This window comes from Acinetobacter sp. LUNF3, assembly GCF_022699605.1.
GTDB lineage: Bacteria > Pseudomonadota > Gammaproteobacteria > Pseudomonadales > Moraxellaceae > Acinetobacter > Acinetobacter johnsonii.
Map to the genome: position 1 here is coordinate 98,914 of NZ_CP093968.1, position 14,565 is coordinate 113,478.

Here is a 14,565-nt window from a genome sequence, read left to right on the forward strand (position 1 = left end):
AATGGCAAAAATATTAGTCACTGGTGGGGCTGGTTATATTGGTTCACATACTTGTTTGGAATTATTGAATGCTCAACATGAAGTTGTTGTATTGGATAATTTATCAAACAGCTCGGAAGTGTCATTATCGAGAGTTCAAGTTTTAGCAAATAAAAGTTTAACTTTTATCCAAGGTGATATTCGCGATGCGCAGATTTTAGATCAGATCTTTGCACAGCATCAGATTGATGCGGTCATCCATTTTGCTGGTTTAAAAGCAGTTGGCGAAAGTCAGGTCATTCCACATGCTTACTTTGATCATAATGTTGCAGGTTCGATTAATCTTGTTCAAGCGATGATTCGTGCCAAAGTGTTTAAATTGGTCTTTAGTTCATCAGCAACAGTTTATGATGAAAAAAATATATCACCGTTAAGTGAAGATATGCCAACAGGAATGCCAAGCAATAATTATGGCTATACCAAGTTGATCGTTGAGCAAATGTTACAAAAGCTTGCCGAGTCAAACGCTACTTGGTCCATTGCCTTGCTGCGTTATTTTAATCCTGTTGGCGCCCATAAAAGTGGCCAAATTGGAGAGGATCCACATGGAATTCCAAATAATTTAATGCCATTTGTGACTCAGGTTGCCGTAGGGCGACGTGAGAAGTTGTCAATATTTGGTCATGATTACGATACCCCAGATGGTACAGGGGTGCGGGATTATATTCATGTTGTTGATTTGGCTTGTGCACATGTGTTGGCGATTCAGAACAGACTGAATCATACAGGCTGCCGTGTTTGGAATATTGGTACAGGCAATGGAATTTCTGTACAGCAAATCAAGGATACCTTTGAGAAAGTCAATAATGTGCATATTCCTTTTGAGTATGCGCCACGTCGGGCAGGGGATGTTGCAACAACGTTTGCTGATAATGCTCGGGCGGTTGCTGAATTAGGTTGGCAGCCAAAATTTGGGTTAGAAGATATGCTGGTTGATAGCTGGAACTGGCAAAAGCAAAATCCAAATGGTTTTATGCAGGACTGATACAATATTTTAAAACTCTGTCATGTATTGATTATGCAAACAATCATGTATTTATTCCCTTATTTTAAAAAACATCGCTATGATGTTTTTTAAAAATGAACTTAGATGAAGAATATTTATGAGATATCAAAGTATTAGATTTTTGTCACTTGCGGTTTTATCTGCACTTTCTTTGCCAGCAATTGCACAAGGAATTGTTTTAAATAATGAAGACTTACGAACTGATTTAAATTGGTTAAATCAACAAGGTGTGATTCAAATTAGCACGTCTACATGGCCTTTAAGTGGTGATGAAATACAACGTGCTTTATCTAATGCAAAGATTGATAATCAAGTTCAGCAGCAAGTCTTGGACTCCGTGCAAGCTGCTTTAAGTGCGGAAAATACAACGGCCAAAGCCAGTTTATATGCTGAATCTGATCCCCAAAATGTACCGCAACATTTTGCAGATGAACAAAAATCACAATATCAAGCGGCTGTTGAGTTCAGTGCTGGTGGGGCGCAATGGGATGCAAGACTGCGTATTAATGCTGAAAAAGACCCTATTATTGATAATGGGCATGATGTGAATGTTGAAGGGTCATATTTAGCTGGAAAGTTGTGGAATCAATGGTTGATTGCAGGGCAGATTCCGACCTATTGGGGGCCTGGACATGATGGTAGTCTAATTCGAGGGGATGCAAGTCGTCCAGTATACGGTTTTACAATGCAACGCGCTGAGCAAAAGGCATTTGAAACGAAATGGTTGTCTTGGATTGGCCCTTGGCAGTATCAAGTTTTTGCTGGCCGCTTAGATGATTATGAGGCCGTGCCAAATACAAATCTCTTGGGAATGCGTTTAACAGCCCAACCTTTACCTTATCTTGAATTGGGTGCATCACGTACATTCCAAATAGATGGTCAAGGTCAACCTGATAGTTTCAAAGCCTATTGGAATGCTTTTATTGGTAAAGATAACGAATGTGATGATAGTGGGTGTACTGGAGAGGGGAATGCCTCAAACCAAATTGCAGGCCTAGATGCGCGTTTAAATCTACAACAATGGTTTAAAGTTCCATTGAGTTTGTATGGGCAGTTTGTCGGTGAAGATGAATCAGGTTTATTGCCATCTCGGAAAATGTATTTGGCAGGACTCGATTATTCCTCACAAGTGAAGAATATGCCGTTCCAGCTTTATACTGAATGGGCAGATACACGTACCAATGGTGATGTTTGGGGTTATTCATATAATCATCATAATTATACAGATGGTTACTACCAACATGGATTCCCTTTAGGTCACGCTCTGGGCGGTGATGGTCAGATGTATAGTTTAGGTGGGGATATTCGTTTCGATAAAATGAATCGTTTAAATGGTCGCATCTTGTTGGCAAAAGTGAATCAGTCAGGACTTGAAATCAATCATGCTTTTCCACAAAAAGATGAAATCAAAGCTCTGGATTTAACGTGGACACATTATCTTCGTCCGAATACGCCGTTGAAATTAAGTGGTTGGGTCAGTGACTCTGACGTGTATGGTGGAGATAGTGGCGTGTCTTTAGGGGTTGAAATTCCATTGGATCGCTCATTATTTTAATAAGCTGTCCGTTTTTAGAGAACCCATCGGGAATTCAGCTAAAAATAAAAACCATTCAACCTATATGATAAGTTGAATGGTTTTTTATTAGCATGCAGAACAATTTAACCTTGAATCAACTGCGTTAATTCATCCACATAGTCTTGTATTGGTTGTGGATTTTGGTCTTTACGGCTTTCAATGTTTAAGCGTAATAGTGGTTCAGTATTTGAAGCCCGTACATTTAGACGCCAAATACCGAAATCTAAACTCACGCCATCAGTTTGATCAATCACTGGATTTTGGTCAGCAAAATGATCAAAGATCTTTTGAATGGTGACTTGTGTATCGGCAACTTTGAAGTTAATTTCACCTGAGCACGGGAATTTTGCAATCATATCCTCAACCAATGAAGATAAAGATTGACCTGTTTCAGAGAGTACAGAAACAGCCAATAACCACGGGATCATACCACTATCACAGTAAGCAAAATCACGGAAGTAATGGTGGGCACTCATTTCACCACCATATACAGCATTGTGCTCACGCATTACATCTTTAATGAATGCATGGCCTGATTTAGATTGGACGGCGATCCCTTGATGTTTCTCAACAATATCTAATGTATTCCAGGTTAAACGAGGGTCATGCACAATCTTTTCACCTGCTTGTTTGAGTAGAAAGGCTTGTGCTAAGAGACCAACAATATAATAACCTTCAATGAATTGACCTTTTTCATCAAACAAGAAACAACGGTCAAAGTCCCCATCCCAAGCAATCCCCATATCTGCACCATGTTCAAGTACTGCTTGGCTGGTGCTATCACGGTTTTCAATTAAAATAGGGTTAGGGATTCCATTTGGGAAATTGCCATCAGCTTCATGGTGGATTTTGATGAACTCGACTGGGATATTTAATGCTTTAAATTTTTCTTCTATCGCATCAATCACATGCCCTGCTGCACCATTACCTGCATTGGTGACAAGTTTCATTGGGCGAATCTTAGTCGGGTCAATGTAGGTCATGAGGTGATCTACAAATTCAGGTAGGATATTGTATTTTTCTACAAGCCCCTTTTGAGTAGCGTCGATAAAGTTGCCTGATTCAGCAAGGGCTTGAATCTCTTTTAAACCTGTATCCGCACTAATTGGTCGTGAGTTCTCGCGAACCAGTTTCATCCCATTGTAATCCATAGGGTTATGGCTGGCCGTTACTTCAATACCACCTTGGACATCTAAATGGAATGCGCCAAAGTAAACTTCTTCTGTACCTGTCATACCCAGATCAAGAACATTTACGCCTGCATCATTTAAACCCTGAATGGTTGCTTGTTTAAGGCTTTCACTGGTTAGACGAACATCGGCACCAATCACAACTGTTTTTGGTTGATAAATTTGCCCATAAGCACGACCAATTTTATATGCAATATCTTCATTGAGTTCTGTGCCAAGCTTTCCACGGATGTCGTAGGCTTTGAAGCAGGTTAAAGTCATTTTATTACCCTATTTAAAAATGAAAGGGCTGGAAGTCAGCCCTTTAAACGTTATTATTCAACAGTTACAGATTTAGCTAAGTTTCGAGGCTGATCGACATCGGTTCCTCGAAGTACAGCAACATGATAGGACAAGAGCTGTACGGGAACGCTATAAACAATAGGCGCCAGTATTGGGCTAATGCTTGGTACATAAACCACATGCTGACGGTCTTTGGCTTTAATGCCGCTATTTTCATCGGCAAAGACAAAGAGTTCACCACCACGGGCTTGGACTTCTTCCATATTCGATTTGAGTTTATCGAGCATGTCATCTTTCGGTGCGAGAATGACCACAGGCATGTCATTGTCGACTAAAGCGAGCGGACCATGTTTAAGTTCACCTGCGGCATAGCCTTCTGCATGAATATAAGAAATTTCTTTTAGTTTCAATGCACCTTCGAGTGCGATTGGGAAGTGAGTTCCACGACCAAGGAACAAGCAATGCTGTTTCTCTACAAATAGTTCAGAGAGGCGGAGAATTTCAGCGTCGTTCCGTAAAGTATCTAAAATGACTTTAGGTAAGTGCCAAAGTCCGGCGGTAATCTCAGCCACATGCTGTACAGAAATGCTCTTCTTGATCGTACCAATTTTTAGGACCAATAACATGAGTGCTGCAAGCTGTGTGGTAAATGCCTTGGTTGATGCTACACCAATCTCAGGACCTGCTAGTGTAAGCAAGCTATGATTGGTCTCACGCACCATAGATGATGTTGCCACATTACAAATGGTCATGGTGGTAATGTCAGCAGCTTTTGCTGCAGCACGCTTTTGGGTATCACGCAGTGCGGCTAAAGTATCAGCGGTTTCACCAGACTGTGAAATGCAGACATAAAGCGTATGATTGACAATGACAGGACTGCGATAGCGGAATTCGCTCGCAATTTCTACTTGGCACGGTAGATCAATCAGTTGTTCAAACCAATATTTGGCAATCATCCCTGCATGGTAGCTGGTCCCGCAGGCAATGATTTGGATTTGCTGAATTTTTTGGAAATCAGCAACTGCATTGGCAAGAAAGTCTTCACGCAGTGCATTGCCATCTAGGGCTTGAGAAATGGTTTGTTGAATTGCTTCAGGTTGCTCATAAATTTCTTTGAGCATGTAGTGCTTATATTCACCTTTAGATGCATTGCTGACAGCAGCATCTAATTCTTTGATTGGACGCTCGACCCGTTGACCAGCGACAAAAACTTCAATGCTATTGCGGGTTAAACGAGCAATATCACCTTCTTCAAGGTAAATAAAACGATTGGTAATAGGCAATAAAGCCAATTGATCTGAACTGATAAAGTTTTCACCAATACCGACCCCAATCACCAAAGGTGAACCTTCACGCACGGTAATCAGTTCATCCGGATGGTCGGTATGTACGATACCCAGTGCGTAAGCCCCTTTAAGCTGAGGCACAACTTGTTGCACAGCTTCCAGCAAGCTTGGGGTAGACTTTAAGGCATCCTTAATCAAGTGAGCGACCACTTCGGTATCGGTCTGTGAGGTAAATACATAGCCTAAAGCTTCAAGATCATCTTTAAGTTCTTGATAGTTTTCAATAATACCGTTATGGACTACAGCAACATCGCCAGAAATGTGCGGATGTGCATTATCTTCAGTGGGTTTACCATGGGTTGCCCAGCGGGTATGCGCAATACCCAGAGAACCGAGAATACCCGATTGATTAACGGCTTCTTCTAAATTGGAAACTTTACCGACACGTCTTTCACGTAAAACTTGGCCTTGATTGACCAGCGCTAAACCCGCAGAGTCATAGCCGCGATATTCAAGGCGCTTTAAACCTTCAATTAAAATATTGGTAATACTACGTTCTGCAACGCCACCGACAATACCGCACATAATCTAATCCTCTTATTTCTTCATCTTTTGTGGACGTTGATAGTTTTCTTTTTCAACTTGCTTAGAGCGTTCTACCGCTAAACTATTCTCTGCAACATCACGGGTAATGGTTGAACCTGCACCGACGGTTGCGCCGTTGCCAATGGTGACAGGTGCAACCAATGAGCTGTTGGAACCAATAAATGCAGCATCACCAATGATGGTTTTAAATTTATTTGCACCATCATAATTACAGGTAATAGTCCCAGCACCAATGTTCGAGCCTGTACCAATTTCAGCATCACCTAAATAGGTAAAGTGGTTGGCTTTTGAACCGAAGCCAATACTGGTGTTTTTGACTTCAACGAAGTTACCAATATGCACTTCAGCAGCCAGTTTGGCACCTGGGCGTAAACGGGCAAAAGGACCAATCTGCGCATCTTCACCGACCATAGCATTATCAAAGATGCTATACGGCTGAACTTTTGTACCTGCTGCGATCTTGGTGTTTTTGATGATACAACCTGCACCAATTTCTACATGGTCGCCGAATTCACATTCGCCTTCAACAATCACATTGATATCGATGCGGACGTCTTGCCCCACTTTTAAATTGCCACGTAGGTCAAAGCGACTAGGATCAATTAAATGCACACCTTGCTGCATCAGCTTTTTGGCTTGATCTATTTGGAATTGACGCTCTAATGCGGCGAGCTGAACACGATCATTCACTCCTTCAACTTCGAAGGCTTGTTCAGGCTCAACTGATGCGACTTGCATCCCATCGGCTAAGGCCATTGCTACAATATCAGTCAGGTAATATTCACCTTGCGCATTATTATTGCTGAGTTTAGGTAACCACTCATGCAATTTGGCATTGCTGACACAGTAAATACCTGTATTAATTTCTTTAATCTGGTGCTGCTCTGTGGTCGCATCCTTATGTTCAACAATCGCCTGAATCTGACCATTCTCACGCACTATACGCCCATAACCTGTTGCATCGGCTAAAGTTAAAGTCACTAGACCAATGCCTGTCTCGGCAGTTGCATTGAGTAATTTTTGTAGCGTGTTTTGAGAGATGCAAGGTACATCACCTGATAAAATCAGTGAGCTGCCTTCCTGCGGAAGGACTGGGAGTGTCATTTGCACTGCATGACCTGTTCCGAGTTGCTCAGCTTGTTCCACCCATTCAATCTTTTCATGAGTAAACGTTTCTTGAACTCGTGCACCGCCGTGCCCATAAATGGTAATAATATTGGCTGCATTTAATTTTTTTGCAGTGTCGATGACATGACCAAGTAAAGGACGTCCTGCAAGTGGTTGTAGTACTTTGGGTAAAGAAGAACGCATACGTGTTCCTTTACCTGCAGCAAGAATAATAACAGTCGTTGACATGTTCTAATCCTAAAAATGGCCTAAGCCACAGTGAAATAAAAATAAATCCAAATACAAAGTGCAGCCCATAGTCCTGCAATTAGGTCGTCGAGCATAATGCCAAAACCACCTTCGACTTTTTGGTCAATGACACGAATTGGCCACGGTTTCCACACATCAAAAAGACGAAATAAAATAAAACCCAGCAACAGCCACAGCCAATTCATTTGCCCTAAATACAGGACAGGCAAAAAGGTGATGGACTGGCCAGCAAACTCATCCCATACGATACGTCCATCATCATGTACGCCCATGACTTTGGCGGTATGCCCACAGATATAAATGCCGATCAGAGACATGAAGATGATGGCAATAATGGTGTTCGATAAGCCAATTGCAAGCCAGATTGGGACGAACAGCAGTGCAAAGGCTGAACCAAATGTTCCTGGTGCTTTGGGTGCTAGTCCTGAGCCAAAACCTACACCGCAAAACACGATGAAACGGTCATACCCAGACATCTGACGAAAGAGGATAGGAGGCTTATGCAAAGTGTTGATATCCAGTAAATTGCAATGAATGGTCTAAGCCATTTTGTTGAAAACGTAGACCGCTTTGAGCGTCAACTTTTCCAATCACGTTGATCTTAGTATGGTTTTGTTGTTGCAAAAGTTTTTCATAATTCTGCGGACTTATTGTAAAGCATAATTCATAATCATCGCCACCCGCCAAAGCATATTGCCATTGTTGTTCTCGTGTTAAATCTTGTAGAGCGGTGTTGATGGGCAGTTGATCAAGTTGTAGGGTCGCGCCCACATGGGATGCTTTTAAGATATGACTTAAGTCTTGTGCTAAGCCATCGGACACATCAATCATACTATGTGCCAAGCCTTTGAGTACTTGGCCCAGTTCACAGCGTGGGGTAGGGTAGTCCAAACGTTTTTGCAGAGGGTGGCCCAAGTGTTGCAGTGCGAAGGCGGCATCACCAACCGTACCACTAACACAAATTAAATCACCCACTTGAGCGGCGGAGCGGGTGACGGCTTGACCGATATCGACCCAGCCCAGTGCAGTCACGGAAATAGTGAGATGTGGGCTTTGGGTGGTGTCTCCACCAATTAAACTGACGCCAAATTGATCGCAACAATCATATAAACCCTGACTAAAACCTTTAAGCCAGTCATGATCAATTTGGGGTAAGCTCAAGGCCAGTAAAATACTCTGAGGTTTCGCGCCCATTGCGGCGATATCAGATAAATTGACAGCGACAGATTTCCAGCCAATCGCATGGGGACTGGTGTCAAGCGGGAAGTGACGTCCAGCAACGAGAGTATCGGCACAAATGACCAATTGTTGCTGTGGAGGAGGGGTGAGCAAGGCTGAGTCGTCACCGACGCCTAAATCGACAGAATGAGGACTTTGACGATTAAAATAGCTATCAATGATCGAAAACTCAGCCATACAACAAATCTACTACTGTGAGTTCGCTTGTTGCTTTTCTGCTGCACGTAAAGTTGTTGCTAAACGATCTAATACACCATTGATGTATTTATGGCTGTCTGCACCGCCAAAATGTTTAGCAAGCTCGATCGCTTCATCTAAAACCACACGATATGGAATTTCAAGGTGTTCCTTGAGTTCATATGCGCCTAAACGAAGGGTCGCAAGTTCAACGCCATCAAGCGCAGAAACTTCGCGATCAAGCACAGGGATTAAGAGCGCATCCAATGCTTCATGATTGGCAACCACTTGGGTTAACAATTCATGATAATAGCTCAGATCCACTTTGTGCATGGCATTTTCCACACGCGTACGTGCTTCAATCTCATGGACTGGATTGTGGCTCATTTGCCATTCGTAAATTCCTTGTACAGCAAAGCGACGTGCTTTACGTTTTGCTGCATAAGTTGCTTGCAATGTTTGCGACATAGCGTTAAATAGCCTTTAACAAGTTAACCATTTCAATTGCAGTAAGAGCAGCTTCGCCGCCTTTATTACCTGCTTTTGTACCCGAGCGTTCAATCGCTTGTTCAATACTATCCGTAGTCAATACACCATTAATCACTGGAAGACCAGATTCTAGGCCAACCACGCCTAAGCCTTTGGCACATTCACCTGCAACAAAGTCGAAGTGCGGTGTGCTACCACGAATCACAGCACCCAGTGCAATGATGGCATCGAAGCGTTCAGACGCCACTAATTTTTTAGCCACGACAGGAAGTTCCCACGCGCCTGGTGCATGAACAACAGTGATATTATCCTCTGATACACCATGACGTTTCAATGTATCAATTGCACCTTCTAATAGATGTTCGACAACAAAACTATTAAAACGACCCACTAAAATCGCATAACGGCCTTCGCTAGCGAGATGTAACATACCTTCAATACGGCGAATTGCCATAGCAACCTCGATGATTTTTTAAGTTGTTTGATGTGCGGTGATATATTCCACCACTTCTAAATTAAACCCAGAGAGTGCATTAAAGCGTAAAGGTGAGCTCAAAAGCTTCATCTTTTCTACGCCCAAATCACGTAAAATTTGTGCGCCCACCCCAATGGTTTGGTACTGCTGAGATAAAGCAGCATTGGATTTGGTTGGTTTTGGTGCTGTAAGGCTGTCTAGGGCTGGACCTAAGTCTTGTAAATGACGTTGACCAATCCAAACCAAAACACCACGATCGCTACTTGCGATTTCTTGCAGCGCTTTGTCGAGATTCCATGCTGGCTCGCCGTCCTTTTTATTGAACTTAAGCAAGTCACGAACAGGGTTGAAACCATGAACACGAACGGTGGTTACCCCTTCTTTTGGTTCACCTTTCACCAAAGCCAAGTGAATATCTGGGTTGCCCAATTCGCGGTAACGATATAAGTCAAAAGTCCCATATTCGGTATCAATGCTTTGCTGATCAATTCGTTCAACCGTTTGCTCATTGGTCATACGGTAGTGAATCAGATCCGCGATAGTGCCAATTTTTAAACCATGCTTTTCAGCAAAAATTTCAAGATCGGCACGGCGCGCCATCGTGCCATCTTCATTGATGATTTCACAGATGACCGATGCAGGCTCTAGACCCGCTAGGCGAGATAAATCACAACCTGCTTCGGTATGACCTGCGCGGTGTAGAACGCCGCCAGGCTGTGCCATCAATGGGAAAATATGTCCGGGTTGAACGATATCTGATGGTTTGGCATGTGCCGCTACTGCCGTTTGAATGGTATGCGCACGTTCTGCAGGTGAAATCCCTGTAGAAATCCCTTCTGCCGCTTCAATGGAGAGCGTGAAGTTGGTGCCATGTTGTGCGCCATTGGCATCGACCATCAATGGAAGATTCAATTGTTTACAGCGATCACGGCTGAGCGTTAAACACACCAAACCACGTGCGTGGGTGATCATAAAGTTGATGTCTTCTGCGCGAACATGGGTCGCTGCGATAACTAAATCACCTTCATTTTCACGATCTTCGTCATCCATCAGGATGACCATTTTACCTGCACGGATATCTGCAACTAGCTCTTCAACGGTATTGAGCGGCATCAACCTTCACCTTCATCGTTGTCGCCATGGACGACATATCATTTGTTTTCATTGGCACATAGTTTAAGCTTTTTTCAGGCTTTTGCCTATGTGCGAATCATTTCCTTGAGTCATCCATTGTTATACACAGTCAGCCCCAGCTTGAAAAGATGCCTTTATTTTAAAAAGCTGAAATGTACTTAGTCTTTAAGCGATTGAAAAGCATGAAAAAGAACAATCTTATCGAAAATAGATCAATCGGCTTAGTGAATAGGTGGTCTAGACAAATGTTGTGCTATGGGCGGCGTGTGGTTGAGCGTTGGAGTACCTTCTTTTTTGAATTTGACCATCAGGTTCAGTTTTAGCAGGGTACTGCAACTAATGAATCAGACCGGGGTGGATATTTGCGTTCACTCATCGGGTGGAGGATGAGTCAAAAAATATTGAATATGCCGTAGTGAATAATCAGACGATTCGTCATCTATTTTTGATTTGTACTATAATTCTTTTTTTTAATCCTCTGGATTATTTCTCCTGTGATGTCCTTACTTGCTCAATATTTTGCACAGCAACAATTTTGCGTATTGGTTGAATACTTAAGCGCACACCAAGCCCAGTGGTCTGTCAAAACTGAATTTGCAGGCTTTCCTGCGGCTATGACGCTGGCCGATCGGGTACATGCGGATGACGATGAAGCGCCTTTGCAAGTCGCCAAACAGTATCCACAAGAGATTGAAAAAGTCATTCACTTTTCGGGGAAGGCTCGCGATATACAAGACTTTGAGCAGTTTTTGCAAGATGCAAAAACACAGGGTCAAAAGAACTTGTTGCTCTTAACGGGTGATAAATTAAAACAGCACTGCTATAGCCATGACCTAGAACCCCGAACACGTTATTTGGAGTCGGTGAATGCTGTCATGGAAGCCAAACGCCAAGGCGGTTTTCATATCGGTGTAGCGTTTAATCCATTTAAATATGCGGAAGCGGAAAAAGAGGCGCAATATTTAAAACTGCATAAAAAAATGAAAGCAGGGGCCGATTATGTGATTACCCAATTGGGCTATGACATGGCTGCTTTACAGGATGCGCATGCATTTTTAGCGCGGCATCAGTATGCTCAGAAAATTTTAGCCTGTGTCATGCCACTGACCTTGGCACGGGCTAAGTTTATGCTGAAACATAAAGTGGCTGGTATAGTGATCACCCCACATATGTTGCAGGTGTTGCAACAGGAAAAAGAACAAGGTTTAAGTGATCGTGTTTATGTGCGCTGCGCATTACAGATTCTAATGTGTCGACATTTGGGTTTTGCGGGGGTGCATTTATCGGCTTGCCATCAGCCTGGAGAGCAACTGTTGTTGGAAAGCTATATTGAAGAATATCGGCACTTGAGTTTTGCTGAGTGTGAACAACTTTGGAATACGCTTTGGCAGGTGCAAACTGGTACAGAGTTTCATCCAAAGCTGGCTTATTATTCACGGCCTGCGACATCGAGTCAGATTATTAAGTACCAACATCTGCATTTGATGCATGATGCTTTATTTGAATCTAAACTGGCCAAAGGGGTGGGGCGGTTTATTTTTAATTTCAATGTATGGGATCGCTCGCGTGCCAAACAAGCATTACTGAAAACAGAACATTTGAGTAAGCATGCGGTGGTGGGCTGTGAGAGTTGTGGTCAATGCCGTTTAGGCGAGACCTTGTATATTTGCCCTGAAACTTGCCCCAAAGGCTTGGCCAATGGGCCCTGTGGTGGAACCAGCTTAGACCGCTGTGAATTTGGTGACCGTGAATGTATTCACTCCATCAAAGCACGCTTAGCCAAAGCCGTTGGACAAACCAAGATATTAAAAGAAAAACTGATTCCGACCGTGTCGATTGCGGTGCGAGGAACCAGCTCTTGGAAAAATTGGTATGTGGAGGCTGCTGGCTAAAATCAGCAGTCCTGATCCATGGCATTGGAATAGAACTTTTGTCCGAGTTTGATCCGTTCACGGCCTTGGCTCATGCGCCAGCGGTTGCTATCCCGCAGTGAATACACACAGCCGCAATACTCTTGTTGATAAAACTCTTCACGTTTGCTGATGTCCAGCATGCGTACCGCACCGCCATGTTTGCGCCAGTTGTAGTCCCAGTAGTGAATGCCTGCATAATGTGAAGCAGAACGGTGGCCACACTCATTGATCTGCTGCATATTCTTCCAACGGGAAATACCGAGAGAGCTGCTGATCAGGCTAAAGCCATGTTCTGCCGCATATAAGGCTGTCCGTTCAAACCGCATATCAAAACACATGGTGCAACGGATCCCTTTCTCTGGCTCATTTTCCATACCTTTAGCACGTGCAAACCAGTTGTCTGTGTCGTAATCACAGTCAATAAATGGAATATGATGTTTTTCTGCGAAGCGAATATTTTCTTCTTTACGAATCAAGTACTCCTTTACAGGATGAATATTGGGGTTGTAGAAAAAGATAGAAAAATCGATACCCGATTCAATCAGGGTTTCCATGACTTCACCTGAGCAAGGCGCACAGCAGGAATGCAAGAGCAGTTTGTCATGACCTGTGGGGAGGCTAAGTTTCTGACGTTCGAGCTTCGACATATTGAATGATTTTTATCTATTTAAACCAGACAGTTTAAAACGTCTAACGAGCGGATCAACGACGATTGGATGAAGAATTCTCAGGATGAGCTGATGAATTTTCATGATTAAAATCGACTTTGGGCGATGAATAAGACCTGTATTGAGCGCTGTAGATGAGTAGAGAGAGAACATTTGAGAGGCCCAAACTTGCATAATGGAGCGAGATTCGTCATCATTTACACAAAGGGTGTTTAACAGTTGTGTTAGATAGGTATTCGTTGAAGGCGGGCCACTTCAACAGCATGAAAGAGAGTATCTAGCTGTGCTTCATTTTTTTACTACGCCTTCCAATAAGGAATTGGAGTGTCGTCATAATTTTCAGTATGAGACCGATATGCGTTTGATCCAACGCTGTAAATTTCTTGAAGATCAAGATGAGAAAAAAGCCATTCAACATCTTTTAAAAGAACGGGGTTATACCAAAGCTGAGATTTTAAAGCTCACGATTGATGGTTAAATCTAAGATTTAAAAAAAGCTTCCTAGTCGGAAGCTTTTTTGTTTTTACATGTTCTATTTGGCTTCTGACCAGTTTGAGAGACAAGTGACTTTGACTCGATATTTACATAATGCTTCACGTGGAACATAAAAAAGCCCGAAGATTAGGGTGGTGAGAAGTTCTGCTGTCAGCACGGTATGCTTTTTCAGCGCTTTAGCCTGCTCAATTTGGATAGAAGATCAGAATCATCAGTTCTCAATATTTGAGCTGAATTTAACTCAGGTAAAAGAGCATGCTGCTTGCTTTCACATGATTTCGCTATATCAAAGTAGAGATATCACAAGAGTTCGATGCATAGCCACGATTAAGTAGTACGGTTGGTGGGCTGGATTCGGTCGTTATGCATCTCAAAAACTGAAGGAATTATGCTTCAATCTAGGCATGACCAAGAGATAGCTTTGAAAGGCACCTATAGTTATAAAACAAAGCCTTACTTCGATTAGTACTGATGCATGGATCATGAAGATTATGAATTTGAATGCTTAAATTTTTTCATTCTCTGTAAATGGGGCGAATATTTTCGTTGTAGATCATAGATATTGAAATGAAATAAACTAATTAATTTTAAATTAAGATGAGAAAAAATAATT

13 protein-coding genes are annotated in these 14,565 nt (G+C 42.6%); 4 read left to right on the forward strand and 9 right to left on the reverse strand.

The window, feature by feature from the left end; all coding sequences use genetic code 11:
* Position 1 precedes the first annotated feature (1 nt).
* The gene (galE, locus tag MN200_RS00465; protein WP_242759906.1) at positions 2–1,024 is read left to right on the forward strand and encodes a UDP-glucose 4-epimerase GalE; all 1,023 of its coding nucleotides are present in this window, start codon (positions 2–4) and stop codon (positions 1,022–1,024) included.
* A gap of 112 nt (positions 1,025–1,136) precedes the next feature.
* A complete protein-coding gene (locus tag MN200_RS00470) occupies positions 1,137–2,600 on the forward strand; it encodes a capsule assembly Wzi family protein (RefSeq protein ID WP_242760501.1) in 1,464 nt (487 codons plus the stop codon).
* A 104-nt stretch (positions 2,601–2,704) separates the two neighbouring features.
* Here MN200_RS00470 and MN200_RS00475 read toward each other — a convergent pair whose 3' ends face one another.
* From MN200_RS00475 to ribBA, 8 genes are read right to left on the reverse strand one after another with little or no spacing between them, the layout of a single operon-like run.
* Positions 2,705–4,072: a phosphomannomutase CpsG gene (locus tag MN200_RS00475; RefSeq protein WP_242759908.1), complete on the reverse strand. Its 1,368-nt coding sequence runs from the start codon at positions 4,070–4,072 to the stop codon at positions 2,705–2,707.
* A 53-nt stretch (positions 4,073–4,125) separates the two neighbouring features.
* The gene (gene glmS, locus MN200_RS00480; protein WP_242759910.1) at positions 4,126–5,964 is read right to left on the reverse strand and encodes a glutamine--fructose-6-phosphate transaminase (isomerizing); all 1,839 of its coding nucleotides are present in this window, start codon (positions 5,962–5,964) and stop codon (positions 4,126–4,128) included.
* Between the two features lie 12 nt (positions 5,965–5,976).
* Positions 5,977–7,341 (reverse strand): bifunctional UDP-N-acetylglucosamine diphosphorylase/glucosamine-1-phosphate N-acetyltransferase GlmU, encoded by a 1,365-nt coding sequence (glmU, locus tag MN200_RS00485; RefSeq protein ID WP_242759912.1) that lies wholly within the window; start codon positions 7,339–7,341, stop codon positions 5,977–5,979.
* Between the two features lie 20 nt (positions 7,342–7,361).
* Entirely contained in the window at positions 7,362–7,883 is a 522-nt protein-coding gene (locus MN200_RS00490) for a phosphatidylglycerophosphatase A (RefSeq protein WP_058868639.1), read from the reverse strand.
* Positions 7,861–8,778: a thiamine-phosphate kinase gene (gene thiL, locus MN200_RS00495; protein ID WP_242759914.1), complete on the reverse strand. Its 918-nt coding sequence runs from the start codon at positions 8,776–8,778 to the stop codon at positions 7,861–7,863. Before thiL ends, MN200_RS00490 begins: the two co-directional genes overlap by 23 nt.
* 12 nt (positions 8,779–8,790) lie before the next feature.
* Positions 8,791–9,246, reverse strand: a complete 456-nt coding sequence (gene nusB / locus MN200_RS00500; protein WP_004983920.1) for a transcription antitermination factor NusB — start codon at positions 9,244–9,246, stop codon at positions 8,791–8,793.
* A 4-nt stretch (positions 9,247–9,250) separates the two neighbouring features.
* On the reverse strand, positions 9,251–9,721 hold the full coding sequence (gene ribE / locus MN200_RS00505) for a 6,7-dimethyl-8-ribityllumazine synthase (RefSeq protein ID WP_004684294.1): 471 nt from the start codon (positions 9,719–9,721) through the stop codon (positions 9,251–9,253).
* An 18-nt stretch (positions 9,722–9,739) separates the two neighbouring features.
* On the reverse strand, positions 9,740–10,855 hold the full coding sequence (ribBA, locus tag MN200_RS00510; protein ID WP_058868641.1) for a bifunctional 3,4-dihydroxy-2-butanone-4-phosphate synthase/GTP cyclohydrolase II: 1,116 nt from the start codon (positions 10,853–10,855) through the stop codon (positions 9,740–9,742).
* 518 nt (positions 10,856–11,373) lie between these two features.
* Here ribBA and MN200_RS00515 point away from each other — a divergent pair.
* Positions 11,374–12,768, forward strand: a complete 1,395-nt coding sequence (locus MN200_RS00515) for a methylenetetrahydrofolate reductase C-terminal domain-containing protein (RefSeq protein WP_058868642.1) — start codon at positions 11,374–11,376, stop codon at positions 12,766–12,768.
* 2 nt (positions 12,769–12,770) lie between these two features.
* Here MN200_RS00515 and MN200_RS00520 read toward each other — a convergent pair whose 3' ends face one another.
* On the reverse strand, positions 12,771–13,436 hold the full coding sequence (locus MN200_RS00520) for an epoxyqueuosine reductase QueH (RefSeq protein WP_058868643.1): 666 nt from the start codon (positions 13,434–13,436) through the stop codon (positions 12,771–12,773).
* A 376-nt stretch (positions 13,437–13,812) separates the two neighbouring features.
* Between MN200_RS00520 and MN200_RS16645 the strand changes: the two genes are divergently transcribed.
* Positions 13,813–13,935, forward strand: coding sequence for a hypothetical protein (locus MN200_RS16645; protein ID WP_004684300.1), 123 nt, complete (start codon positions 13,813–13,815; stop codon positions 13,933–13,935).
* Positions 13,936–14,565: the final 630 nt, after the last annotated feature.

Bases quoted from the DNA above. Each gene is read 5' to 3' on its own strand.
- ribE (WP_004684294.1), bottom strand. From the start codon at position 9,721: ATGGCAATTCGCCGTATTGAAGGTATGTTACATCTCGCTAGCGAAGGC.
- MN200_RS00475 (WP_242759908.1), bottom strand. From the start codon at position 4,072: ATGACTTTAACCTGCTTCAAAGCCTACGACATCCGTGGAAAGCTTGGC.
- MN200_RS00520 (WP_058868643.1), bottom strand. From the start codon at position 13,436: ATGTCGAAGCTCGAACGTCAGAAACTTAGCCTCCCCACAGGTCATGAC.
- galE (WP_242759906.1), top strand. From the start codon at position 2: ATGGCAAAAATATTAGTCACTGGTGGGGCTGGTTATATTGGTTCACAT.
- glmU (WP_242759912.1), bottom strand. From the start codon at position 7,341: ATGTCAACGACTGTTATTATTCTTGCTGCAGGTAAAGGAACACGTATG.
- ribBA (WP_058868641.1), bottom strand. From the start codon at position 10,855: ATGCCGCTCAATACCGTTGAAGAGCTAGTTGCAGATATCCGTGCAGGT.
- MN200_RS00515 (WP_058868642.1), top strand. From the start codon at position 11,374: ATGTCCTTACTTGCTCAATATTTTGCACAGCAACAATTTTGCGTATTG.
- nusB (WP_004983920.1), bottom strand. From the start codon at position 9,246: ATGTCGCAAACATTGCAAGCAACTTATGCAGCAAAACGTAAAGCACGT.
- MN200_RS16645 (WP_004684300.1), top strand. From the start codon at position 13,813: ATGCGTTTGATCCAACGCTGTAAATTTCTTGAAGATCAAGATGAGAAA.
- glmS (WP_242759910.1), bottom strand. From the start codon at position 5,964: ATGTGCGGTATTGTCGGTGGCGTTGCAGAACGTAGTATTACCAATATT.
- thiL (WP_242759914.1), bottom strand. From the start codon at position 8,778: ATGGCTGAGTTTTCGATCATTGATAGCTATTTTAATCGTCAAAGTCCT.